Annotated in this window: 24 protein-coding genes; 15 read left to right on the plus strand and 9 right to left on the minus strand. The window is 38.1% G+C overall.

What is annotated here, in order from left to right:
- Positions 1-10: 10 nt before the first annotated feature.
- The 4 genes from RM539_RS07815 to RM539_RS07830 all read right to left on the minus strand — a co-directional run bounded on the left by RM539_RS07815 (position 11) and on the right by RM539_RS07830 (position 2,254).
- Positions 11-277, minus strand: a complete 267-nt coding sequence (locus RM539_RS07815; RefSeq protein WP_311502829.1) for a DUF6520 family protein — start codon at positions 275-277, stop codon at positions 11-13.
- A gap of 84 nt (positions 278-361) precedes the next feature.
- The gene (locus RM539_RS07820) at positions 362-823 is read right to left on the minus strand and encodes a MauE/DoxX family redox-associated membrane protein (RefSeq protein ID WP_311502830.1); all 462 of its coding nucleotides are present in this window, start codon (positions 821-823) and stop codon (positions 362-364) included.
- A gap of 122 nt (positions 824-945) precedes the next feature.
- Entirely contained in the window at positions 946-1,863 is a 918-nt protein-coding gene (locus RM539_RS07825) for an AraC family transcriptional regulator (RefSeq protein ID WP_311502831.1), read from the minus strand.
- A 16-nt stretch (positions 1,864-1,879) separates the two neighbouring features.
- Entirely contained in the window at positions 1,880-2,254 is a 375-nt protein-coding gene (locus RM539_RS07830) for a DUF7793 family protein (RefSeq protein ID WP_311502832.1), read from the minus strand.
- 212 nt (positions 2,255-2,466) lie between these two features.
- Here RM539_RS07830 and RM539_RS07835 point away from each other — a divergent pair, with 212 nt between their 5' ends.
- A complete protein-coding gene (locus RM539_RS07835) occupies positions 2,467-4,875 on the plus strand; it encodes an aminotransferase class I/II-fold pyridoxal phosphate-dependent enzyme (protein ID WP_311502833.1) in 2,409 nt (802 codons plus the stop codon).
- A gap of 87 nt (positions 4,876-4,962) precedes the next feature.
- Positions 4,963-5,793 (plus strand): RteC domain-containing protein, encoded by an 831-nt coding sequence (locus RM539_RS07840; RefSeq protein ID WP_311502834.1) that lies wholly within the window; start codon positions 4,963-4,965, stop codon positions 5,791-5,793.
- Between the two features lie 687 nt (positions 5,794-6,480).
- Here the strand turns inward: RM539_RS07840 and RM539_RS07845 are convergent.
- Positions 6,481-6,957: a hypothetical protein gene (locus RM539_RS07845; RefSeq protein WP_311502835.1), complete on the minus strand. Its 477-nt coding sequence runs from the start codon at positions 6,955-6,957 to the stop codon at positions 6,481-6,483.
- Between the two features lie 3 nt (positions 6,958-6,960).
- Positions 6,961-8,151 carry a C10 family peptidase gene (locus tag RM539_RS07850; RefSeq protein ID WP_311502836.1) on the minus strand — a complete coding sequence of 397 codons (1,191 nt, stop codon included), beginning with the start codon at positions 8,149-8,151 and terminating at the stop codon, positions 6,961-6,963.
- A 1,474-nt stretch (positions 8,152-9,625) separates the two neighbouring features.
- On the opposite strand from RM539_RS07850, the gene RM539_RS07855 reads away from it, so the two are divergent.
- The 13 genes from RM539_RS07855 to RM539_RS07915 all read left to right on the plus strand — a co-directional run bounded on the left by RM539_RS07855 (position 9,626) and on the right by RM539_RS07915 (position 19,564).
- Complete coding sequence (locus RM539_RS07855) at positions 9,626-9,898, plus strand: helix-turn-helix domain-containing protein (RefSeq protein ID WP_311502837.1); 273 nt, start codon at positions 9,626-9,628, stop codon at positions 9,896-9,898.
- Between the two features lie 11 nt (positions 9,899-9,909).
- The gene (locus tag RM539_RS07860; protein ID WP_311502838.1) at positions 9,910-10,623 is read left to right on the plus strand and encodes a hypothetical protein; all 714 of its coding nucleotides are present in this window, start codon (positions 9,910-9,912) and stop codon (positions 10,621-10,623) included.
- Entirely contained in the window at positions 10,607-11,260 is a 654-nt protein-coding gene (locus RM539_RS07865) for a P-loop NTPase family protein (RefSeq protein WP_311502839.1), read from the plus strand. The genes RM539_RS07860 and RM539_RS07865 overlap by 17 nt, the downstream gene beginning before the upstream one ends.
- A 3-nt stretch (positions 11,261-11,263) precedes the next feature.
- A complete protein-coding gene (locus RM539_RS07870; protein WP_311502840.1) occupies positions 11,264-12,391 on the plus strand; it encodes an endonuclease/exonuclease/phosphatase family protein in 1,128 nt (375 codons plus the stop codon).
- 127 nt (positions 12,392-12,518) lie between these two features.
- Positions 12,519-12,806: a hypothetical protein gene (locus RM539_RS07875; protein ID WP_079712052.1), complete on the plus strand. Its 288-nt coding sequence runs from the start codon at positions 12,519-12,521 to the stop codon at positions 12,804-12,806.
- Positions 12,806-13,087 (plus strand): hypothetical protein, encoded by a 282-nt coding sequence (locus tag RM539_RS07880; protein ID WP_311502841.1) that lies wholly within the window; start codon positions 12,806-12,808, stop codon positions 13,085-13,087. Before RM539_RS07875 ends, RM539_RS07880 begins: the two co-directional genes overlap by 1 nt.
- The gene (locus RM539_RS07885; protein WP_311502842.1) at positions 13,077-15,488 is read left to right on the plus strand and encodes a TraG family conjugative transposon ATPase; all 2,412 of its coding nucleotides are present in this window, start codon (positions 13,077-13,079) and stop codon (positions 15,486-15,488) included. The genes RM539_RS07880 and RM539_RS07885 overlap by 11 nt, the downstream gene beginning before the upstream one ends.
- A complete protein-coding gene (locus RM539_RS07890) occupies positions 15,485-16,072 on the plus strand; it encodes a conjugal transfer protein (protein ID WP_311502843.1) in 588 nt (195 codons plus the stop codon). The genes RM539_RS07885 and RM539_RS07890 overlap by 4 nt, the downstream gene beginning before the upstream one ends.
- A gap of 5 nt (positions 16,073-16,077) precedes the next feature.
- Positions 16,078-16,902, plus strand: coding sequence for a hypothetical protein (locus RM539_RS07895; RefSeq protein WP_311502844.1), 825 nt, complete (start codon positions 16,078-16,080; stop codon positions 16,900-16,902).
- 11 nt (positions 16,903-16,913) lie between these two features.
- Complete coding sequence (locus RM539_RS07900; protein WP_311502845.1) at positions 16,914-17,528, plus strand: conjugal transfer protein TraK; 615 nt, start codon at positions 16,914-16,916, stop codon at positions 17,526-17,528.
- Positions 17,518-18,435 (plus strand): conjugative transposon protein TraM, encoded by a 918-nt coding sequence (traM, locus tag RM539_RS07905; RefSeq protein WP_311502846.1) that lies wholly within the window; start codon positions 17,518-17,520, stop codon positions 18,433-18,435. Before RM539_RS07900 ends, traM begins: the two co-directional genes overlap by 11 nt.
- The gene (locus RM539_RS07910) at positions 18,432-19,226 is read left to right on the plus strand and encodes a DUF4138 domain-containing protein (protein ID WP_311502847.1); all 795 of its coding nucleotides are present in this window, start codon (positions 18,432-18,434) and stop codon (positions 19,224-19,226) included. Before traM ends, RM539_RS07910 begins: the two co-directional genes overlap by 4 nt.
- A 26-nt stretch (positions 19,227-19,252) precedes the next feature.
- Positions 19,253-19,564 (plus strand): hypothetical protein, encoded by a 312-nt coding sequence (locus tag RM539_RS07915; protein WP_311502848.1) that lies wholly within the window; start codon positions 19,253-19,255, stop codon positions 19,562-19,564.
- A gap of 196 nt (positions 19,565-19,760) precedes the next feature.
- Here RM539_RS07915 and RM539_RS07920 read toward each other — a convergent pair whose 3' ends face one another.
- Genes RM539_RS07920 through RM539_RS07930 form a run of 3 tightly spaced genes read right to left on the minus strand, consistent with a single transcriptional unit; the run spans position 19,761 to position 22,881 of the window.
- Positions 19,761-21,335, minus strand: a complete 1,575-nt coding sequence (locus tag RM539_RS07920; RefSeq protein WP_311502849.1) for a type IV secretory system conjugative DNA transfer family protein — start codon at positions 21,333-21,335, stop codon at positions 19,761-19,763.
- Between the two features lie 12 nt (positions 21,336-21,347).
- On the minus strand, positions 21,348-22,358 hold the full coding sequence (gene mobB, locus RM539_RS07925; RefSeq protein ID WP_311502850.1) for a MobB family relaxase: 1,011 nt from the start codon (positions 22,356-22,358) through the stop codon (positions 21,348-21,350).
- Entirely contained in the window at positions 22,342-22,881 is a 540-nt protein-coding gene (locus tag RM539_RS07930; RefSeq protein WP_311502851.1) for a BfmA/BtgA family mobilization protein, read from the minus strand. Before RM539_RS07930 ends, mobB begins: the two co-directional genes overlap by 17 nt.
- Positions 22,882-23,203: the final 322 nt, after the last annotated feature.

The following is a 23,203-nucleotide window of genomic DNA, read 5'->3' on the forward strand; positions in this document are numbered from 1 at the left end:
TAATACTTACCTAATCAACCATGATCGGTTGAGAAGCATTACCTTTTGTTGGGGTTGTCAAATCCGCTTCAAATACCTGATAAATGGTATCATCACCTTGAAGTTTGACACGGCAATTGAGTTCGCCTTCCCCACAATCCACCTGTACAGTTCTCCAAGTATTATTTTCGAATATATACCCGGTAGATTGATCTTCAACTACATTCGCAGATGCGAATGCCATTCCAATGGCACAAACAAAGGCCATCATTGGTAACATTAATTTTCTAAGTTTCATAATATTAAGTTTTATGAATTAATTATGCCTACTTTCTTTTACAGGTGTTCAGCTCACATTCCTGTCATTATCGCGATAAAATCTTTATGTCTTGATTAAGTTAGTGTCCAACCGATAAGCCCAAATAGCCAGTGCCAGGCTGACTAGGTTAAAAATCAAATGCTGCTTCCAAGATAAAAGACTCATTAATCCTCCACAGGTACAGGGCTGATATGAGCTTACCAGAACGATCCAAGCCGTATATAAAGTAAATATTGTCATCAAGGTCATGATCCCTAGCCATCCAGACTGGCTCGTCTTTTTAAATCCTATCATCATTGCAAGTAAAATTTCTACTATTGGTACTACCCAGGATAAAAAATTGCCAAATAATGTATTAAGAAAAAGCGGGGCATTTTTTAAGGTGGTAAGTAAAGACTGGTTATCCATCAGTTTACTGAAGCCGGTATAGACAAAAAGAAAAATAAAATATAATGAAATTATTTTTAGGATCAGCCCGGTTTTGGCGAAAGCTACTTCTTTTAAATGTTCAATATCTTTTTGCATATCATTGTAATCAGTGACTGTTTTCTTATAATTGTCACATTATCAATGATATAAAATTATAATTTTTAGTAGCTGGTTGTTTGACTTTAAAGAATTTATAGTTGACTCAGAAGCTTTTTTATTTAAAATTTCCTCACCTTGGAGGGGCTAAAACCGTAAACTTTTTTAAAAGCTCTGGAGAAATGTGCCGGACTTTGAAAGCCACATTCAATTGAAATTAAACTGATATCCATATGTGTATCTTTAATTAAGGTATAGGCCTTATCCAGGCGTTTATGGCGATGATATGTATAGATCGTTTCTCCATATGTCTTTTTGAAAATCTTCTTTATCTTATTGGCACTACACCCAATATAGCTCCCGATTTCACTGATTTCAGGCAAGCTGGTATCCAATCTTTCCATAACATATTGATGTAGTTGTTTGATTAAGTCACGTTGATCGCGTAATAATAAACTTCTGTATTCTGTAGGGTATTTTGCTGCTCCCGGTTTTTCATCTTTCAGACTGTTTTTAATTTTTTCATTATGATAAACAGCTTTAAAAACGGATAGCGAATAGGTTTTCTTTCCTCCAGAAATCATGGTGTGCAAATAACCATAGCCCGACCATAAATATCCATTTTGATGTTTAAACTCTACTTTAAAAGAAAGTTTTTCCTCAATGGTATGCCTTAATAATTTATACAGGTCATCCGGCAAATTTGTTTGATTGCTGACTAAAAATTTCACCGGCTTGTTTAACAACTCCTCTTCAGCATACTTAAGAGTCTCTACCACATTGTCAGAATAGGAAGTTATTTGAAAATTGCAATCAAGGTTAAAAACAAGGTTTTCAGTGACTTCTTTACTTTTGTCGTGATTTATGCGATGAACCACGGTATCAACCTCTTCCACCATGGTGTTTAGAGAAACTACAATTTGTTCCAATTCATCTTTTTGATTTCTGAGCGGGAGCGTATACGTGTAGTTTCCAAGTGTGATTTCGGTTATAAAATCCAGGATTTCCTGTACTCTGGCTTTAAAATTTGTGGAAAGCATATCAACATGATTTTAATTACCTCATTTTGTATTCATTTAGAAAACCCAGTGCCTCTGAAATAGTATTGAAACCTTTGGTGGGTACCGTGGGATTACTAATATTTACATAGGCTTTATATAGGGTTCCCGAATAGGCATTTTCCATTACAATGGCTACGGCAAGTGCTTTTAAGCATCCGTTTTTCGCCAGATATTCCCGAGCAGCTTTACTCGCAGTTTTTAAATGGCGGACATCGCACAAAATGGGATAGGAAATTTCGTTTTGAAAACGAAGTCTTGTTCTTACTACCGCTTTGGCGCCATCCAGATCGAGTACAGTGTTTGGTTTATAAACAAAGTTCAAAATCCCCTCCTCTATCCAGAAGTCTGCATATTTTTCGCCTTTAATCATCTATACCCTATTAACTATAACCTAATTTAATTAAAAATTGATAATATTTAATACGCATGATTTTTGTGTGAAGTCCGAACCTGTATTGTTTTGGTAGTATTTGCGGGTATTTGACTTTAAAGTTCAGTACTTGACTCAGAAGACATTTGTTTTTGCAAACTTCTGGAAAACAGAATCTTTTATTAGCTTCATAGAGGTTTAAATAAAGAATTATGGCAAAAATTAAGCATAACAATCTTTTAGATACGGTTGTTTCGGTCATGACAAATGCTAAAGAATCGGGAGCCATTCATCTGTATGCAGAAGATGAAAAGTTCAATGGCAGACAAATCCAACTTCATGGTGAAAAGCTTTTTCATTTCGGTACTACCGGTTATTTAGGTCTGGAACAGGATGATCGGTTAAAACGGGGAGCTATCCAAGCTATAGAAGCCTACGGAACTGAATTCCCCCTTTCAAAATCTTATATATCCCATCCGTTATATGCGGAATTGGAATGTCTAATGACGAAAATCTACGGAAATCCGGTGGTAATTACCAAGAACAGTACCTTAGGTCATATGGGTGTCATTCCCTCAGTTGTAGATGATGGGGATGGGGTGATCCTGGACCATCAGGTACATTGGAGCCTACAGAGTGCCGTAAACCCTTTAAAATTACGATCCGTTCCGGTGGAAATGATCAGGCATAACAACCTGCAAATGCTGGAAGATAAAATTAAGAAGTTACAATCAAGATGCGACAAGATATGGTATATGGCTGACGGGATGTATTCTATGTATGGGGATTACGCACCTATAGAAGAGCTTATGTTATTGCTAAATAAATATCCGCAACTCCATATTTATTTTGATGACGTGCACGGGATGAGCTGGAAAGGTAAAAATGGAAGCGGCTATGTAATGAGTGTGCTGCAACAACTGCCGGAGCGGGTAATATTATTCGGAACACTTAGCAAAACCTTTGGGGCTAGTGGAGCGGTAATGGTTTGCAGTGATAAAAAGATTCAGCAAAGAGTAAAGAATTTTGGTGGTCCACTTACATTTTCGGTTCAGCTGGAGCCGGCCTCGGTTGGCGCCGCCATCGCATCGGCTAAAATCCATTTGAGTGAAGAAATTTATACCATGCAGGAAGAACTTGCCGAAAAGATTGCATATTTTTCCAAATGTCTAAAACAGACCGAGCTTCCACTAATTGTTGACAATGATTCCCCGGTATTCTATATTGGGACAGGGATGCCTGAGACTGGTTTTAATTTAGTGAAAAGACTTATGAAAGCCGGATTCTATGTGAATATCGGATTCTTTCCTGCAGTACCTGTTAAGAATACCGGTCTTCGAATTACTATATCAAGGCTTAATCAATACTCAGAAATAAAGAGACTTTGTGAAGCGCTGGTGGTAGAATTTCCCAAGGCATTGAAAGATACGCATACCAATTTGGAACGTGTAAATTTCGCATTCGGTCGAAATACTGTAAGATTAAGTAAGACAGGCACACACCAACCAAATCTGAGCATAGATAGCTACCATTCTATTAAAGAGATTGATCCTGATTTATGGAATAAAACAGCAGGGGGACACGGATTTTACGATTGGAATGGTCTGAAAGCTCTGGAAAAAATTCTTAAGGGAAATGACACCCCGGAGCATAATAATCAATTCTTCTACTATATCATTAAGGATCCGAATCAAAAATGTATTCTAGCTACATTTTTGTCTTATGGTATATGGAAGGAAGATATGCTTGCTCCGAGATCTGTTTCTGTAGCTATAGAAAAAGCCAGGCAGACTGATCCTTATTATCATACCAGTTCATGTTTGAGTCTGGGGTCTATGATTACAGAGGGAGATCACTTATACTTATGTCAGGAAACGCCCTACTGGAAAGAAGCTTTTAACTTACTACTGGAACAAATAGAGTTACTGGAAAAGAAACTGAAACCTCAGTACATCATCCTTAGGGATTTTGATACGCATAACAATGCTATAAAATCATTTCTTCATAGTAAAGGTTTTATTCAAGCATCAATGCCTCAATCGGCAGTATACCGGGAATTTAATTGGAAGGATTCGACAGATTATGTAAGCACCTTAAGCAAACGTTCCAGAAAACATTTCAGGAAGGATATTGAAGCGTTTAAGGATAAGTTACAAGTACAGATAAAGGATAATTTATCAGATAGTGAGCTGAAAAAAAGCTATGAATTGTACTTAGCGGTAAAAGAGAATAATTTGGGGCTCAATACTTTTACTTATCCATTTTCTTTGTTCCTGCATATGAATACCTCATCGCAATGGGAGTTCGTTATGATCTATGCGAAAGAAAATCAAGATCAGCTGATTGGGGTTATGTTCTGTTATAAAAACAGTAGTAACGTATATACTCCAGCCGTTATCGGAATGGATTATCAATTTTCCAGGGAATATAACATTTATCGACAGCTTTTATACCAAACCATAATGCGTGCTAAGGAACTAGGATCCAAAAGAATTGATTTCGGATTAACAGCCGGATTTGAAAAGCGAAAGGTAGGAGCGCAAATAATAGATCGTTGCTGCTATATTCAAACCCGCGATAATTTTGCTTTGGAAGCCCTGGAATTTTTAAGGAAAGATTAGTCCCCTTTAGTTTTAACCCAATATATCCTAACCATATTGAAACTAGCCCAACAAAGGCATTATTTGCTTTCTTTTAATACCAACGCTATGTTTGAGAAAACGATGTCAACTTTTACGGATGAGGTAGAACGGATCATCAATTCGCAGGAGGATGCTCTTAAAAAGGCCGAATTAGGAATCCGACTTTCTAATAATACCCTCTCTAAACTTCAGCGTCTGGTGGAAAAGGAAGATTTCGAGGATCCGGCGGAAGAGATTAATTTTTTCAGGAACATTAAGCCCATCCCGATGAGTTACCTGATTTATTTTACGGAAATCAGGAGGTGCGAGTTGAGCATTCCAAAATTAGGTACGCAACCTAAGATCCGGTTTCTGGAAAAGGAGGCTAAAAAAATCAATAAATTTTTTTCTAAAAATAAAGACTTTGCGAACTATATGGAGCAGGCGCGTAGGTATATGGATCCTGAGTTTTTTACGCGGAATAAATTGGATAATTTTCCTTTTGCGCCGACTATAAATTACTACCAGTACCCTGAATTCTCAACATCGCACGATATGCTTTGGGCGATGATCCAGGCAATGTATAAGTTTATACATTACATAAGAGAGAAATTGCAAAAGTTACAACCCGGCAATAAGGCCCTTTTTCTAGAGCGAAAACCAAAGTTGCTTAAATGGACGGGATCTAAAGCATCTCTGGTGGAAATTATCTATGCTTTGCATGCAGATGGAATACTAAATAACGGGACGGCGGATATCAGCACTATTATTTCAGCCTTTGAGGATATCTTTAATATTAGCCTGGACAACAAATACAAAACGTATTACGAGCTCAAATCACGTAAGGATAAAGCAAAATACTTACATCAACTTATCCTGAAACTTGAAAACAGAATGCGTGAAGATGACGAAAAGTAAGCTTTTATTTCCTAGAACTAGGTAAATAGAACACCTACTTAAATCAAGCAACATGTATGGATTTCTATTTGTAATAGACCTTTCATTAGCTTTAATCTTTAAATTTTAATTTTCTGGAAAAGATTACTTCAGTGAATTTTAGGAAACCTTTTTAAAATTATTTTGTAAAAACTAGTTGACGAACAATTGTTAAGCAAGGTTTCATACAGACTACATTTTATAAGGATATTAAATACCTTATAAAGGGGAAGGTTTGACTCTCCTGGATTTTCAGGATAGCCTGGAACCTAAGTGTTGATTATTTTAAAGAGCAAATAAACTTATAGTAATGAAAGATTCGAGAACATTCCAGAAGTCACATCGGAAACCGAGCCCTTATAGACATCTAATCTTAAAAGTAATGGGTTTTATATTGTCAAGTTAGTATAATGATTTCTAACATTATTTTTCATGAAATTACTTCTGAGTATTACTTAAGTACTTCCCAGAAAAGGATATCTGAAGATTTTTCTGCAAATACTTTCATTTCTTTTATATTTTATCTCGAAATGATTCCTGGTTAAGAAATCATAATTTCAAATTAAAAAGGGATGAATTTCACGAAAATCCATCCCTTTTTTAATCAAAAAATCAATAAAATTCTGCTTACAATTGGAGGGTTAAAGTATATATAATTAACTATCACTCTTAATCCTTCGATAGTTCATAAATATATTGATCATTCTCTTCATTAGAAAGTATGAGATCACCATTAAACCATACTTCTTTTAAAATTGTTGCATCATCAGTTTTTATATAACTGGTTTCTAAAGTATCAACATCTCCCTCTTCCCATTGAATTAGAGTTCTAGATACATCCTCTTCTTCATTAATAAAGGGCCAAATAGATAAAATATTTTCTCCATCTTTTTCAGCTATCTTAAAGTTGCGTGGATAATCTAAATTACTATCAAAGATTTCTTCAAATTCACCATTAATTTCAGAAAATAGTTTAATAGTTTCTGAGTTATATTTATTAGGAATTAAATTATTCCCCTCCTCATCTTTTACAATAAACTGCACTTCATTGACTAGGTTAGAACTTTGAACTTGGTCATCATTCTTTGAACAACTTGAAAATTGAATTGCTAGGGCAATACCTAAAATAAAAATAATTTTCTTCATTTTTTAAGGTTTTATATTATAATATATTACATTATCCGAGTTATAAGTAGAATTTGGATTAAAATTATTCCAAGAGTACCATCCATTGTGATTTCCACCCCAACCCCAGTTCATATGAAGTTTCAAAATTGATACCAACATTCCTCCACCTACACAAGTTTCAGATCTTCTAAATCCATCGCAAACCCACATATGACCCGAGGAAGAATTAGAACCGGCCAAAATTACTGGTTGACCTTTTCTTAAATTCATCTTTGCTATTTCTTGATAAAAATTTGTTTCTTTCTGCGAAGCGTAAGAATATCCAAAATTAGATTTAAACAATCCCGCAACACCATAATCAGAATCAACTCCGGTACCGTCACAGGAATATGTTAAATCAGAATTATTTATATTATTATGAATATCTCTAATCAGAGTACTAGTTTCAATACTGCCAAAATTATCAGGCATATTACTCCAGTTGTAATTATTGGGAAACTCGTGGTACTTCATAACCTGAGCTATTGCTACAGGAACACACCCAGCATAAACCCTTCCACAAGCATTCGTAGTACAAGATTTTAGGGGTAATAAATCATTATAACCACAACCTTGACTCCAGTTAGTGTCTATTAAAGGGGATACTTCCTCTGTTTCAGGATCACACCCACCAATTGGGTCTTCTTTCTTAGAATTTTTTGTATACGTGTAATTAATCTTTCTGGAATTCTCATAACTCTTCCAGGCTTCCTTGATTTCCTTACTAGCCGATAAATTATCTTTTCGAATTTCATCTATTTGTTTTTTAGCAAATTCCATCCAATCCGAAACACCTTCTTTTTCTTTTAAATTTTCATCTATAGAAAAAGATTGGGTTTCTGAATAAGCAAGAATGGGAATGGATCTATTATCCGCTGCTAATATTGCAAAGCCTCCTTTTTCGTAATTAATTATATAATACAAATTATCCTTATTCTGATCCATAATTGGAGTAACACTTTGGACATTTTTTTTCACAGGTTGTTTGGTTTCAGGATTTTCAAATAAAATATTATTTGAAATCAATTCCGCTTTAGTAAGTGGAATGTAATTTTCACTTTGATCTTCAAACATTAAATTTTCCTCAAGAACGGCGTCCTGATCTTTTTCACACCCAGTAAGAAATACTATTGTCGAAAATAAAAATAAAGCTTTTTTGATTTGTTTAAGCATGGTTTATAAAATTAAAATTGAGATTAAATAATAAAGGAAACTACAGAAATCATATACTTTTGATTTAAATATCATATGGACAATAATAGTCGTATATGTTCTTTAAATTTAATTTCAAACCACCTTTTTAATGTGGTGAAACCACGTTTTTAAATTTAAACAAACACAAGTTAATTTTTGAAAATTTATATGCAAGAAGATTGCAGTGCTATACCTGAAGGGCAAGAAAAAATATTCTAAATAATAATAAATACAGGTTTTTAATGAGGTTATTTAAATTATTAGTACCATCCGATTAAATGAATTATCCACCTATAGTACAATAGGCTTAGGCAAAAAATATTTACTATTTTACGGATAAGAAAATTAAAATAATAACTGTTTTATTCTATCTCATTTCTTCTTTTTATTTTTTTTGACCTAAAGGGCCAGCGAAGAACCATAGTAAAAGCAGTTTCACTTTAGGTCAAAACCAAAAGCCTACATCTGCATAGAGATTTACTTTAGAGGGCTTTCAGAACAAATCTTACGAGGCTAATCCCACATATATGCTTGATCAAAGAACAGGTGTATTTAACTGTGCCTTCAAGTTGGTGATCAGCCCCACGAATGCTAAGTTATAGTAATTGCTGTTTTCTCGTATCCAATCCCAAGTCTCATTCGGTAACAACCATTATCTGGAGTAGTTATATATTACACTGATTTATTCTCTATGAGTTGATTCTTATTGCTTGCCAATTTTTCCAAAGCAACTCTATAATTTACGATTACCACCTGCCAATTATTTACTACCTGTTTTCGAAGCGATGGTACATTACTTTCAGCTATTTCATATTACGAAATAATTCGTTCATATTCAGCAGAAGCCATAACCTCTTTCTCGAGTAAGGTTTTATTCCTTTTGTAATTAGTTTTTTTTTCAAATCTGGTTTCAAGCTCCTTTAAATTCTAAAAATGCAGCTTTGTACTTCCTTGAAAGTAAATTCTTCAATTCTGGATTATCAATGGAAATTGGATAGTAAAGATCGCTGATATATTATCCTAATTCTTGAGAGACTGATTACTACAAAAAAATAATTGCTCATCAATTATTTTATTCTCAATCACTAGAATTGTATCACCTTCTTCAACTTAAAGGTTATCCTACTGCATTCTGCATCAAAAAATGTCACCGTCACTAAAACTTAGTTTTTTTCGTAATTACGATAGACCTTACGAAGTCTTAAAATTTAGTCTTTCCAATGTGGTAGCTTTCTGTGAAGTCATTTTATAGGTTGTTCTATTCATTCAAAATAGCTGAAATGGCCACAAATGATTCCCTTCTCCCGGAATGTTAATTTTTCTCGTAACTACGTCTTCCCTTGTGAAATTACAATTGAAAAGTCATTCAACTTTGTACTTACGAAGTCAAACCAGTAGGTCCTCATCCTTAAATTTTACCTGGGATGGGGACTTTACACAAAACGTAATTACAATGCCAACAAGTATTATTACCACCGAAGACCTGGCTAAATTCAAAAAAGAATTGCTGGGTGAGATCAAGGATTTGTTAAAGCAACATTCCAAAGAACCCCTTAAAAAGTATTTTAAATCCAGTGAGGTTATAAAAATGCTCAAGATTAGTCCGGGAACACTTCATAATCTCCGGGAGAACGGAACCCTGCCCTATAGCAAAATTGGCGGCCTTATTTTCTATGAATCTGATAAAATTGCCAAAGTTATGGAAGAGCGAAAGGTGAGTAGATAATTTGGAAAGCTATGAATTATATCCGAATGCTCACCGAGGTAACTGAAAAGTTTAAGACTGATGATCGGTTGAACTCAACACATATCAGTATCTATTATGCACTCTTTCAGTACTGGAATTTGTTCCGCTTCAGAAAACAGTTTTTCGTACAACGAGAGGAAATTATGCAGGCCTCTAAGATCGGTTCTTTAACGACCTACCATCGTTGTATCAGGGAACTCAGCAAATGGAATTACATCACGTACCTCCCTTCAAAAAATCCCTTAAAGGGCAGCCAGGTTATGATGTCCATTTTTTGGAGTAGTAGTAAACAAGTAATGGACGAGCTGGAAACCAGTGATAAACAACCGATAAATGAGTTTAAACCCTGTGATGGACAAGTCAAGGATAAGTTCGGTACAAGTCCTGAACAAGCGCTGGTATATGAAACAAACAATAGTAAACCTAATAAAGAAACTAAATATACCAGAGATAGGCCTAAAGGCGCAGATGAAGTAGTTAATTTTTTTAAAGAACAAAAATGGTCGGTTCAGGAAGCCTTGAAATATTATCATCACTACGAAGCTACTGGATGGAAGGTGGGGGGAAATCTTCCGGTCCAAAATTGGAAATCCCTTGCTCAAAGTTGGGTCCTCAAGGCAGCGGAATTCAAAAAAAATAGTCATAAAGAAGCTACTGATTATTTAAAAACCACAAAAAATAAAGATTATGGTCAACCCTTGTGAAATTATTGAAGGAGGCGTAAGCTATCACATCGGAAAAATTAAAGGCAAAAAAGTCTGTTACGATTTCCAGAAAATGTTGGAGTATTTGGAGATCAAGGGGAAGCTTTTATTCAGGGAATTTAAGATTTACCCAGAGGATGAAGCATTGCTCTTTAAGCTCTGCAATTATATCATCGCTGACATAGAACAATGTGAGAAGTTTCAAATGGATCCAAAGAAGGGCTTGCTTATCAGCGGCCCGGTGGGATGTGGAAAGACCAGTATTTTAAAATTGCTCCGTCACCTGGTACCGCATCAAAAGGCTTATCAGGTTATCCCCAGCCGGAATATCGTTTTCTCCTTCAATCATTTGGGATATAAGACCATTGAGGACTATGGGAATTCCGGATACCTGTGTATGGATGATCTGGGGGTGGAACCTATGGGAAGATATTATGGGCGGGATTGTAATGTAGTGGGGGAAATTTTGCTCTCCAGGTATGAGCTTTTCTTAAATCATAACGTCAGGACCCACGCAAGTACCAACCTCATTGCAGAGGAATTGGAGGAGCGCTATGGCAACCGGGTACGTAGCCGTATGCGCAAATTATTTAATCTGGTCGATTTTGATAAGAATTCGGCCGACAAACGCAAATAAATTATGAGAATAGCAAGTTATAATATCCAGAATCTGTTTTTCAGGGATGAGGCTCTTTTTGGAACAGGCCACACTAAAAACTTTATGGACTGGCTGGATGAGTTTGAGGCCATATTAAGGAAAGGCTTAAGGCTTAATGAGGATTATCGAAGGCTTAGGGAATTATCATTTTTAATGGGGCTTAGTAAAGAACATCCGCAAAAATACCTGGTACTTAGAAAAAACGGGGACGTTTTACACGGAAAAATAGTAGCCTCTCCCCGGACTTTGGAAAAAGATTTCAAGGCCGGTCATAGCTGGATCAAAATGACCAGCCAGATGATTCCACGAGAATCGGTCATCCATAAAGCAAGGGTGATCAGTGAGATTAACCCTGATGTCCTTCTATTGCAGGAGGTAGAGGATCGCGCCAGCCTGATCAGCTTTAGAGATAAGTACCTGGCTGATTTTAATTACCGGGATTGTTACTACTTTGAAGGGAATTCCAACCAGGGTTTAGGTTTTGGAATATTATTAAGGAAAGGCTACAGTCTTTCAGTATGCCGCAGTTATTGCAACAAGGAAGATTCAGAAGGAAAGCCGCTTTTTGATACCGGCTTGCAAATACTATGGCTAAGGGATCCAAAAGACCAGCTTTTTAGGATACTTCAAACCAATCTCTCAGGGTCAGGGAAGGGGGAGAAAGTTGATCAAAAAAGAAGGAGTCAATTGAGCTTTATCAGTAAGGTTTGGGAAGAACAACTGGATATGTTTCACGATCTTTTAATATGTTGCGGGAGTTTAGGCCGACCATCTTTTTGTGAATCTCTCTCCGAACTTCTGACAAAAAAGGAAATCCGCAATATCCTAAAAAGCGGATGTTTCAAGGCAGACCGGGATTATGGAAAGGCCGCCTCCTATTTCAGCCTGGGTGCGTATCAAAAGGGCATCAATCTCCGAGAAACACAATACTTTTTATATAATAACACACCTTCGGCTGAGCTTTTAAGCTGCGGTCTTAACCGTAGGGGCATCTGGTCAGGGAGAACGCATAACTGGTATTGTTATCCGGGTATAAATAGCGAAAAGGCCCAGGCTGGTATGCATCCTCTGCTGTGGGCAGACTTTTTGTTAACGCCCGGTAACAAATAAATAATTTTACAACACGCTGACTTTTAATAATATAAAAATCAGGAAATTGAAGGTTAAAGTGTTGTATTTCAAATTGTTGTAATCGTGATAAGATTTAGTTTTCCAATGAACTTAAAACTTATCTTTTATGAAAAACGCTTTCTACCCCAGCCTTTTTTTGTCCCTTTTCAGTCTCCCGATGTTCGCACAGATCGGAGGGATCGAACAATCCGTAGCGGATATTTCGGATACCATCAGGGCGGTGTTCCCCATCATCCTGGGTGTTATTTTCCTGGTAGGTTTTCTATTTAATGCCGGGCATTTCTTTGGAGAAAATGCAGACCTTAAAAAAGGCATTACCAGGGTACTTGTTTTTGTACTTATCGCGGGAGCGGTAGTTGGAATTTTTACTTACCTCATTGGTATTGTAGTCTAATGAAAAGCTACACGTTGTACCGGAATATCCGCAAGAATGCAGTGATCTTCGGGTTGGCTGTCAGCAGTTTTGCGATCCAGATGGGTTCTGTGATCGCATCACTGCTCCTGATCATTTTCGCTTTTAAGCTTTTACTGCTATTAGCGCTGGTGGTGTGGAATTTCGGGTTGTATGTCACCTTAATTCGGATAAACAGTTTCTCATTTACCCAGGTAAGTGCAAGGCTACCTTCACTTATTTCGAATAAACAAACAGGATTAAGCAAGTACTATGAATATTAATTTACAGGATTATTACCCGATAATTGACCAACAGGACCATCTGATCTTTCTGGCCAACGGAAATATTTCTTTGGGTTACGAGCTTAAGCTTCCCGAGATCTTTTCCCTTTCAGAAAAAGCTTATGAAAAATTGCACAGCAATTGGTTTCAGGCCCTAAAATCGCTTCCTGCGAGTAGTGTTGTCCATAAGCAGGATATCTATCTTAAAAAGGAATTCGAATCAAAGGGGTTAACGGGGGATACCTTTCTCTCAAAAGCAACCAAAAAGCATTTTCAGGGCAGAGCATTATTAGAGCATCAAAGCTATATATTTTTTACCTGGCCATTTCACAAATCTTTTTCCCGTCCCCAGAGGGCCAATCCATTTGTAAAAGTTCCAAAAAAGCTACCCGCTAAAATGAATAATGAAACCCGGCAATTTATGGCAGCGGTAAGCGATTCTGTTGGCTATTTGAATAATACCGCCAACATAAGCCTAAAGCCAATTTCAAAAGAAAAGGCCATTACCCTTACTACCCAGTATTTCAATGGCTTTTGTGCAGGCAGTGACACCGATATAAGATTAAAAGACGGAGAGCTTCGCATAGGTAGCCAAAGGTTTGGGATCCTAGCCATAAACCACGAATCCTGTTTTGGCCAGGGCGTACAAACCAGCAAACCACATTCCTGCTTTACTTCAGATGAGATCAGTTTTCATAAAGGCTTTTTGGATGATTTTGGTTTGGAATTATATGAAGATCATATTGTCAACCAGGTGTTGTTTTTGGATGAGCGTTCCCGTTGGATCGCCATCTTAAATAAAAAACGGGAAGAGCTTTTAAAGAGTGTAAATTTTGGTATTCAAAATAAGATCTTTCTATCACAGATCGAGGAAACCCTCGAGACTATTGGTAAAGACGAGCAGTCCCGAATTGTAAGAGGACAGGTAAACATCTTATTTTCCGGTAAAGATCAAAAAGAACTAAGCCGGATAAGTTCCGGGATCAAAAGTGGTTTTAAGGAATTGGATATAAAACCTTATGAACCGGCCGGATCTTTATTATACCAGTATTTTTTAAATAGTTATTTCGGACATAGTCCGGCATTTTCTAATGAGGATCTCTATGTAACCGATCTCAAGCACGCTTTATGTTTATGGATCAATAATACCGGCTATCGCAGTGACGGGGAAGGTGTCCTCTTTAATGAGCGCTTATTTAATACCCCGGTACTTAAGGATGTTTGGGATAGTGATAAAAAACGAATCAAAGCCAGGAATTTTGCCATTTTCGCTCCAACGGGGGAAGGAAAATCTTTTCTGGCCAATAACATTTTACGTCAGTTTTTTGAAGGAGGTACCCGTTTGGTTATCATCGACCTTGGTGGATCCTATTCGAAATTCGCAAAACTCTACCCGAAGGATCATATCATCCTGCGTTATGAGCATGGAAAGAACTTAGGGATCAATCCTTTTTATATAGCAAAACCAGATGACCTGAGCCCGGAGCGGATTGAAGACCTGTGTGGTTTTTTGATGGAGCTCTATGCTTCGGGACTCAAGGTCGCCAAAGAGGGGCAAGTGGCTCTAAAAAAGATGCTGCGGTTTTATTATGAGCAGGAATCTGGCCCATATTCATTAGAAGGATTTTACCGGTTTGTGGCTACAAACCAGGAAACTTTTGAGTCCAGCCTTGGCATTGGTAAAGATTACTTTGATGCTGTTCAGTTCCTACATATCATGTCAGAATATGTCGGCAGCGGGATGTATGGGTTCCTATTTGAGTCCAGGGAAGACCAGGCCTATAAATTGGAGGACAAACGTCTGATCATCTTTGAACTTGATGAAGTAAGGGACAACAGGGAAATTCTTTCGGTGATGCTTAAACTGATCAAATCGGCGGTACAACGTACGATTTGGAAAAATCCTGGAGAACGGGGCATTATTCTTTTCGACGAGTTTGCCAAGCAACTTAAGTTCGACAATGTTTTGGAAAGCGTGGAATTCTATTATCAGGCTATTCGCAAGCAGGAGGGAGCTATAGGAATTATCTTACAGTCGATAAATCAACTTCCGGAAAATGCTACGGCAGCCAGTATTCTTGAAAATACCCAGGTTATTTATAGCCTTCATAATGAAAAGGGATATAAGGATCTTGTTCGCAGGCTTAACCTTAGTGCCCACGATTTGAACCAGCTACATTCCATCCGTAACGATTTAAAAGGCAAGCGCAAGTATACTGAGATCTTTATCAAGATTGGGAGAGAGTCCAATATTTTCAGGTTGGAGGTGCCCCCGGAAGTATACGCTGCCTATCTCACCGATGGAAGGGAGAATCAGGCTATTATGGAAATTTATGAACGGACAAAAAATATGGAAGTAGCCATCTTGGAATTTTTAACCACTAAAACAGAAAAATCATGAAAAACAGAACGAAGCTTAAAACATTTGCTTTTGCATTGACACTAACATTATTATTGCCTGCAGGCGCTGCCTGCCAGGGGATGCCGGTGTATGACAATACCAACTTTTTGGCCCTTGGTCAATCCCTTATCGAATCGGCTAAACAGACCTCGGAACTTTTGAAGACCGCCCGGTTTTTAAAAGAACAAAAGGAGCGTATAGAAAAGGTAAACGCAGTGATCAAACAACTCAGAACCGTCCGTGAGATCGTGGAAAATAACCAAAGCTTATACGAAACCGTTAGGAGTGACTTAAGAGCCATCATTTCCTCACCATATATCAGCCCGGAGGAAGTGGACCGTATTAGCGAGTCTTTTAACAGCCTTATGGAAAATGCCCTGGAGGACCTGGATTTTATGCAGCAATTACTCACTAGTGATATGCTGAATATGGACGATGCACAACGTTTGGAAGTACTGGAGAGCCAGCGGATGCGATCCCGTGAGGTTATCCGGGAGATCGGTTTAAAAAAACAACGTTACGAGATTCTTATTGAGTTCAGGCGTATCAAGGAGGAAATTAACCGGCGACAAACTCAATATTAAGAATCATGGATCTGGGTCTGGAATATGTAGATGCGGTATTTACTACCATTAAAGAAACTGAGTTCTCTCAGTATACCATTACGGGAATGAAGGCACTTGCGGTATTCCTTTTTCTGGTAAATATTATAAAGAAATACCACGAAGGAGCTGTGGCCAGGGACGGATATACCTGGGGACTGAGTCCTTCGGAGCTTATCAAAAATTTTATGGTGGTGCTGCTGGTTATTTTTTCCGACCAGATCCTGGGTGTTTTTGATGGTATTCTGGTAGGTATCGAATCTGATTTTAGGGACACAGCACCAGCTCTTATCCCTTTACAATTGCAGGATATAGAGATAGACCGGGATGTCGGTTTACTTGAGGCCGGGAGCAAAGCTTTAAGTTTGCTCTTTGAATACCTAGTGACCCCGTTTTATGCCTTAAAAATGATCGCCTTTATTTTAGGCTTATTTCTCTGGATTATGGACCTGTTTATTTATCCATTATTTCTGGCGGAACGTTTTTTTATCCTGGGCCTGATGCAGGTATTTTTTCCACTGGTGATCAGTTTATCCGTTTTCGAGAAATTTCGGGAGATGGGCTATCGCTTTTTCAAGCTTTATGCGGCGGTGTATATGATCGTGCCCGCTTTCTTTTTGGTCAATATATTTATCAATCAACTCTACCAGGCGATCAATACTGAATTCTGGCCTGGTCTAATAGGCAGTAATGGGGAAGATAGCATCCTGTCCCCGGTCATCCAGTTGGGCTCGGTAGCCTTTATCGTATTATTAAAATTCAAGCTCTACCACAGAGCTATTAGTTTCACGTTTCGAATATTTTCCACTTAAATCCTATTTTTATGAAAACACCTTATACCCATATTTACAAAGTTCTGCGGCTCAACCGGTTTATAGTACTTAGTGTATTGCTTATGGCTTTTTGCAGTAGTATGATCTCCCTGTATCAGGTTCGTCAGGTACAGCAGGATTTTTTGAATAAAGCTTTTGCCATTAGTCCTGATGGAGGGGTGCTTCCTTTGGAACTGGTGAGTCAAAAAGACCAGATAGGGGTGGAGGTCAAATCTCATTTAGATCAATTCCACCGGTATTTCTATGGTCTCAATACCAGTAATTATAAAGAAAACATCGCAAAAGCCCTGTGGCTTGGTAACAGTTCTGTAGATCAGGTGTATCGTCAGAAAAAGGTGGATGGGGTTTATAATCGTTTATTGCAGTATTCGCTGGTACAAAGAGTTACTAAAATTGAATCTACGGTGAACCTAGAACAAGCGCCATATAAATTTGAAGTGACTACCTGGTTTGAAATCAACCGGGGGAGTTCTACGGAAAAATATAAGTTGGTTACCAGTGGAGAGCTTCTAAGGGTAGACCGTAGTTTTCCGAATAATCCGCACGGGCTGCTGATCACTAATTTTTTTGAGAACCAATTAATAAAACAACCTGATGAACATTGATAGAAAAAAAGCAGTATTTGTAGGGGTAGTGGTATTACTAATCTGCTTTATTGTGGCTTACGGCTTTTGGGGGATGGAGACTAATGAGAAGCTAGGAGACGAGAAAATCAGCAACCCAGGGATACCTGAATTAAGTGGGGAGTCTGAGGAGTATCAAAGTCGTCTGGAAGCTGTGGAGGGACTTCGCGAGGAGCGTGACCGGGTTCCGCCAAGTTTATATCCTGATAAGAACTTAGAGAGTTCTGGTGAATATGATCCTTATCTGGAGGAAGAGGAAAAAAACAGGTTAATGGATAGTATTTTAAAAAGTGGTCCCGAGCCTGACGAGTATTATTTTGAACCTGAAGCCACCCCAGTAAAGGAAAAAGATACAACAGGTATTAGCCTTGTCAATAAATCAACTAATCCACCTGATCATATTCCCGGCCAGGGACACCTGGAATTTTTCTTTGTTTCAAAAGCCCAGGAAAGCCAGCCCCTTGAGAAAAGTCCTGAGAGTTTTCGGGTTAGTGTAAACGGAGACCAAATCATACGAAAGGACGAGCGTTTAGAACTTAGAATCATTGACCCAATAAAGATAGGAAAAGACAGCCTTGCTTCAAATAGCCTTATTTATGCCAGAGCTGGATTTAGAGCCAATCGTTTATTACTTGAAATTACAGGAAATTTCATTCCGGGAGGGAAATTGGTTGCCTATGATCTCACTGATGGCCTGGAAGGAATTTATATAGAAAACTCCTTTAGGAGTCAGGTAACCACTGAGGTACTGGATGATGTTATCCAGGATATCAATATTTCGGGGGTTCCCCAGCTACGGGGATTGAAAAGTATTTTTCAGCGGAATAACCGCAATGTAAAAGTCAAAGTTTTGCATCAACATCAATTAATTTTAAAACCGGCATTATGAAAAATCCAGTACTATTATATTTATTGTCAATGCTACCCGGGCTACTCATTGCCCAATCGAAAATAATATACTGTAATGATTTTCAAAATACGGTAGTCTTAAGCCCTGAACCTATTGTTCAGGCCGTTACGGGTTCAGATCATTTTGTTTTTACCTATGACAAAACAAAACCCGATATTTTGGGCTTGCTACAGGGGAGCCCCGGGCAGCAGAGTAATTTGATTTTAAGAACATCGGGCGGGGATATTTATACCTATACCTTAAAATACCGTGATAGTCTAAGCGATTATTCCTTTCAAATAAAGAGAGAAGACAGGATCAGATTAAGGGATTCAATTATTACAGATTCTAAACCGGTTCCTAAAAAAATAATAGAAGTCAGGGATAGAAAGGAAACATATTATCAGAAACTATCAGCTTATTTCGCTTCGAAGGCTAAAAAGCGCTTAGCCGTAAAACGAAAAGCAGGGATGCGCATAGAGGTATTAGCAGTGCATCATCATCGGGATGAAGTATTTATTACTTACCGAATAAAAAACCGGTCCAGGATCAGTTTCGAGATTGGGGATTTAGCCCTTTTTAAAGTACAGGGAAAAAAAGCAAGAAGGAGTTCCTTTCAGAAAATTCGATTAGAACCAGTTTACAGGGAAGAAGTTCCTAAAGCGGTAGCGGTCGGTGAGGAGCGGAAGTTTAGCGTTGTTTATTCAAAATTCAGTTTAGGAGAACATCAGGGACTTCATTTGGAATTAAATGAAGCGCGCGGATCAAGGTTTTTTAAGTTATTTTTCTAACTTGGAATAATTAATAATCTCTTATTGTGAAAAGAAACAGACTTCTGGTTCCTATTCTTTGGGTAATAGCCCTCGCATTATTAGGAGCGCTACTTAGCAACTTTTTTCATCAGGAAGAACCGATCGATTTACGGAACCAAAGTCTCCATGGAAAAATAAATAAATCTTCCTTACATAGAGGGTTTATTAAAGTGAATGATAACATTTGGATTTCCCAAAATACTCCTGAAGTTTCGGTAGTAGACGGGCAAAAGACCGGCCGTCTGATCGACGAGATTTATCCCCCTTACCGGTTAAAAAAGCAGGCAGGTGATTCCATCATTCTTGGAAAAAGATGAGGATAGCCTTTACTTTAGGGTATTAGGTGAGGATAGTATTAATGATCCGACTTTTTCACAACTATACAGGCGTTGGTTTAAACATTAAAAAAGGATAATCGAATAACTTATTAAAGCACACCTAATGAGTATCCAACTCGTTGATTAGATTCTGTAGAATTAGTTTCATAGTAAGTTACAAACTAATTTTCTACGGCTAATTTTTTGTAGCATTCAAAAGCTCTTCCACCTCGGTATAAATACTAGCAAATCGGGCATCCAATTCATCTTTGGAAAAATGTTTAAATTTTCCGGGCAGTGCCTTTTGAATTTTCGGATATTTAAACCGGACTTTCTTCTCCTTTCCATCCGCATATGCGACAAATTCCCCGGGTTTAAGTCTAAAGAAAAGGTCTGCCCGTAGTTTGGAAACTTCTCTCTTGGTTTTAGTTATCCGGGTATCAAAGTTGAGGCCTTCCCCTTTACTGATACTGACGGTATCGCGTTTAACCAGTTCAAAAAATTTCTCATAATAGGCAGCGGTTACCGGGTCGTTGACTTTGCCGAAGAACTGGTAGGAAAGGTTCGCCAGGATTGCTTTGCTTGCTTTCTCACCATAGAGTAGATCATTTTGCACTTTATCCTGGAGGATATACAGGGTAGCGATATCATAACTTCTCAGGGTGGCCGGTATTCGGTGCATATGCAGGAGACGGATGGTTGGAGCTTCTTCCATTAAGATGAAGGCACTTTTTCGATCTCTGACGCTCATCTGTTTGATGACGGTATGCAGTATCATGGCGATTACCGGGGAATAAGCCGATTCGTTTTTCGGGTTATTCACAATAGTTACCACAGCTGGATTTTTCGGGTTATTTAGATCCAGGGAGATGTCGTGACCGGAGAGGCAAAAGAATATTTTTCGGGTGGTAATCTTTTTAAAAGCATTGGCAAGGGTACTTTTTACCGCAGCCGTTTGCCGCTCCGAATCAATTCCACTAATAAAAGCATCAGCCATAGCCCTGGAAGTGATATCCGAACTTAAAAATTCAATGAGCTGATCACTATTCATTCTTTGATAAAGTGCTATAAGATGGGGTAGGGTACAAAGTTTGGGGTGATGGGTTTTAAGGTTCCAGATCATTCCACATATGATTCCTTCAACGGCATCATTAAAGAAGCGGGTAGTACCACTGGCATATTGCTCTTTTTGTTCCAGCAGGTTTTCCATGAGTACCCGGGCAATTTCATTAACACTCTCCTCATCGGGAAGGTACTGGGGTGCGATGGGGTTTACTTTGTGGTATACAGGATCAAAGGAGATAATCTTGAATGGGAGATCGGAATTTTTGAAAAGAGGATAGGCTAATTCTGTAAGTTCAAAATTCTTGTAGTCGTGAATAATCCCGCAGAAATTATTCCGGGACAAATGTTTTAAAAAATTATAGACCACACTTTCGGTCTTTCCACTTCCGGCGGCGCCGGTTATCGAAACTCCCCGTTTAAGATTTTGGATAGAGAAGCTACCTGAGTCCAGCGCAAATTTTACACGGTATTTTGAAGCAATGGTGTTATTGGATTCGAAACCATAAATAAGCAGGAGGATAAATATCAGGGGAAGGCTGGCGCACATGATAATGATATAGCCTGCCTTGGGATATACCATAAACAGTGCATAATTAGAAACGACTAAAATGCCGAAGCACTGATTAAAGCTTAACTGCTTGAGGCGGTTTAAAAGTGCGAATCCACCGGCGATTATAGCATAGGCAATAAGGAAATAAAGTATCATATGTTTATAGATTTAATAACCGATAGAGCTGGATTTCAAACCGAGTTCTATAGCTTTTTGAAACTGTTTTACGGCAAACCGGATCCGGGCATCCGGAATTTTAGAAACCCCGGTATTTAGTATTCCCATCGCCACTTTCCGCTCGTTGGTTGGCAGCTTGAGAATCATGGAATAGTACTTTTGCGGTGATTGCAGGTATGTTTTTCGGGCGTTGTATTGTTCTACAAAATTCCGTTTATAATTAAATTTTTGATCGAAAGTTTTCTCTGCCTTCTCAAAGAAGCGATCCCTGTCAAAACCCCGCTTTACGATCTTTCCGTGTAGGGACACTTCGGAAGCTTTATACTTACTTCCCGGAGAAAGGCTAACAGTATTGGATTGATCTTTTCGGCTCACAATAAGGTGGAGGTGGGTTTGATTCCCCTGTTTAGGCGTTCCTTCATCAATGAGTTTCCCTTCAATTTTATGAGGAGCTTCCCTTTGTAAGCTCAATATTTCTTTTCTAATATTAAGGGGGTGGCCGAGAATTTCACCGCGTTGCACTTTTCGGAGCTCATTCTTTAATTGCGCTATCTTATTGTTATAAGGGGCATTTTCCCGGACTTCTTTATCACGTTCTTTGAAAGTTCGGGAGAATTCAATTTTTGCATAATATTTTATATCGGAAACCTGAACGGGTCTGCCATTAATTTCCCGGTTAAAGGAAGCGGCATAATCCTTCATCACTTCCCTGGTGTATACTTTTAGTTTTTCCGGGTCATTTTTGATGTGTTGCAATTCCTTTTGGGAGGGATTAATGGTCAGGGAATAGTATCGGGGTTCGGTAGTCTTAAGCTTTGCAGTATTCCCATCGATTTCTTTGATGACCTGATCACGGGTAATTTTCTCCTGGGTTTGATTAAAAAAGTATTCTTGTGCCTCTGGCAGGCGGTCCGTATTTTCCTTTTCCAGGTAGTCTACAAAATCGGCTACGCTACTGGAGAAGGCAGGTCCAATTTTCTGAGGGCTAATCGTGATATACATGATATTTATATTTAAGGGATTTTAGCTCATCATATTCCATATTGACTTTCAGGTAAGGATTTCCGAAAGTAGGTTTCACCAGTTCTATATTTTTAAGGATCTCCTTAAGATCTTCTTTTTCAGGTGGGGCTTCAGGTAATTGTTGTATGATAGGTTTATGGGCCAGGGTATTTTGCAGTGCCTGTTCAAAAGAGGGAGGGAGTTTCTTTTTAGCTTTTCCAGGCAGGCTTTCAAAAAGGGCAGCAAGCATGGCCTGGGTAGGTTTTGTTTGAGTACTTTCAATAGCCCGTACTATGGCGATAGAAGAATTGATTCTTTTCTCCAGATGATGTTCCAGGGATTTCATATTGGGGCCTAGATGTTGGGTAGGAGAGAGCCTGTTAGTCTCAAAAAAGTCTAGCATCAAATCCAGACTGGCCGATTGTCTAAGACCTAATTCCTTAGTGAATTTTCGGAAACGTTTGGCAACCGAAGTTTTAATACTTAGGTTTTTAAAGGATTCATTTTTGCTTTGTTTTTTCATTTTTCCGTGAAAAAATTGTGGCTATTACTGGGCTTAGAAAATTTTTCCGTGAAAAAAAATCCATTAGGTTCTAATAGCTCATAAAATTGAACTTCAATTGATATCAAATAATGGCAATCATTACGAAAAAAAGGACTTAACATCGCATCGCGTGTTACCCTCTTGCTGTCCTTTTCGTCCCGCATGCGGGACGATTTATTTTTAATTAAGGCAACTGCATAAAACTGCAGTTAAAAAATTTCACGTTTTCATATTAGTAAAGCACTAATAGATTCTGCTGCGGTTACTTCTAAATACTTAGGGTTGCTTTTAAAATTAGAGC

The sequence above is a fragment of the Autumnicola musiva genome (assembly GCF_031846585.1).
Classification (GTDB): Bacteria; Bacteroidota; Bacteroidia; order Flavobacteriales; family Flavobacteriaceae; genus Autumnicola; species Autumnicola musiva.

What these genes read in the sequence shown, in the direction of transcription:
- RM539_RS07815 (WP_311502829.1), bottom strand. Translation starts at nt 277, where the DNA reads ATGAAACTTAGAAAATTAATGTTACCAATGATGGCCTTTGTTTGTGCC.
- RM539_RS07820 (WP_311502830.1), bottom strand. Translation starts at nt 823, where the DNA reads ATGCAAAAAGATATTGAACATTTAAAAGAAGTAGCTTTCGCCAAAACC.
- RM539_RS07825 (WP_311502831.1), bottom strand. Translation starts at nt 1,863, where the DNA reads ATGCTTTCCACAAATTTTAAAGCCAGAGTACAGGAAATCCTGGATTTT.
- RM539_RS07830 (WP_311502832.1), bottom strand. Translation starts at nt 2,254, where the DNA reads ATGATTAAAGGCGAAAAATATGCAGACTTCTGGATAGAGGAGGGGATT.
- RM539_RS07835 (WP_311502833.1), top strand. Translation starts at nt 2,467, where the DNA reads ATGGCAAAAATTAAGCATAACAATCTTTTAGATACGGTTGTTTCGGTC.
- RM539_RS07840 (WP_311502834.1), top strand. Translation starts at nt 4,963, where the DNA reads ATGTTTGAGAAAACGATGTCAACTTTTACGGATGAGGTAGAACGGATC.
- RM539_RS07845 (WP_311502835.1), bottom strand. Translation starts at nt 6,957, where the DNA reads ATGAAGAAAATTATTTTTATTTTAGGTATTGCCCTAGCAATTCAATTT.
- RM539_RS07850 (WP_311502836.1), bottom strand. Translation starts at nt 8,151, where the DNA reads ATGCTTAAACAAATCAAAAAAGCTTTATTTTTATTTTCGACAATAGTA.
- RM539_RS07855 (WP_311502837.1), top strand. Translation starts at nt 9,626, where the DNA reads ATGCCAACAAGTATTATTACCACCGAAGACCTGGCTAAATTCAAAAAA.
- RM539_RS07860 (WP_311502838.1), top strand. Translation starts at nt 9,910, where the DNA reads ATGAATTATATCCGAATGCTCACCGAGGTAACTGAAAAGTTTAAGACT.
- RM539_RS07865 (WP_311502839.1), top strand. Translation starts at nt 10,607, where the DNA reads ATGGTCAACCCTTGTGAAATTATTGAAGGAGGCGTAAGCTATCACATC.
- RM539_RS07870 (WP_311502840.1), top strand. Translation starts at nt 11,264, where the DNA reads ATGAGAATAGCAAGTTATAATATCCAGAATCTGTTTTTCAGGGATGAG.
- RM539_RS07875 (WP_079712052.1), top strand. Translation starts at nt 12,519, where the DNA reads ATGAAAAACGCTTTCTACCCCAGCCTTTTTTTGTCCCTTTTCAGTCTC.
- RM539_RS07880 (WP_311502841.1), top strand. Translation starts at nt 12,806, where the DNA reads ATGAAAAGCTACACGTTGTACCGGAATATCCGCAAGAATGCAGTGATC.
- RM539_RS07885 (WP_311502842.1), top strand. Translation starts at nt 13,077, where the DNA reads ATGAATATTAATTTACAGGATTATTACCCGATAATTGACCAACAGGAC.
- RM539_RS07890 (WP_311502843.1), top strand. Translation starts at nt 15,485, where the DNA reads ATGAAAAACAGAACGAAGCTTAAAACATTTGCTTTTGCATTGACACTA.
- RM539_RS07895 (WP_311502844.1), top strand. Translation starts at nt 16,078, where the DNA reads ATGGATCTGGGTCTGGAATATGTAGATGCGGTATTTACTACCATTAAA.
- RM539_RS07900 (WP_311502845.1), top strand. Translation starts at nt 16,914, where the DNA reads ATGAAAACACCTTATACCCATATTTACAAAGTTCTGCGGCTCAACCGG.
- traM (WP_311502846.1), top strand. Translation starts at nt 17,518, where the DNA reads ATGAACATTGATAGAAAAAAAGCAGTATTTGTAGGGGTAGTGGTATTA.
- RM539_RS07910 (WP_311502847.1), top strand. Translation starts at nt 18,432, where the DNA reads ATGAAAAATCCAGTACTATTATATTTATTGTCAATGCTACCCGGGCTA.
- RM539_RS07920 (WP_311502849.1), bottom strand. Translation starts at nt 21,335, where the DNA reads ATGATACTTTATTTCCTTATTGCCTATGCTATAATCGCCGGTGGATTC.
- mobB (WP_311502850.1), bottom strand. Translation starts at nt 22,358, where the DNA reads ATGTATATCACGATTAGCCCTCAGAAAATTGGACCTGCCTTCTCCAGT.
- RM539_RS07930 (WP_311502851.1), bottom strand. Translation starts at nt 22,881, where the DNA reads ATGAAAAAACAAAGCAAAAATGAATCCTTTAAAAACCTAAGTATTAAA.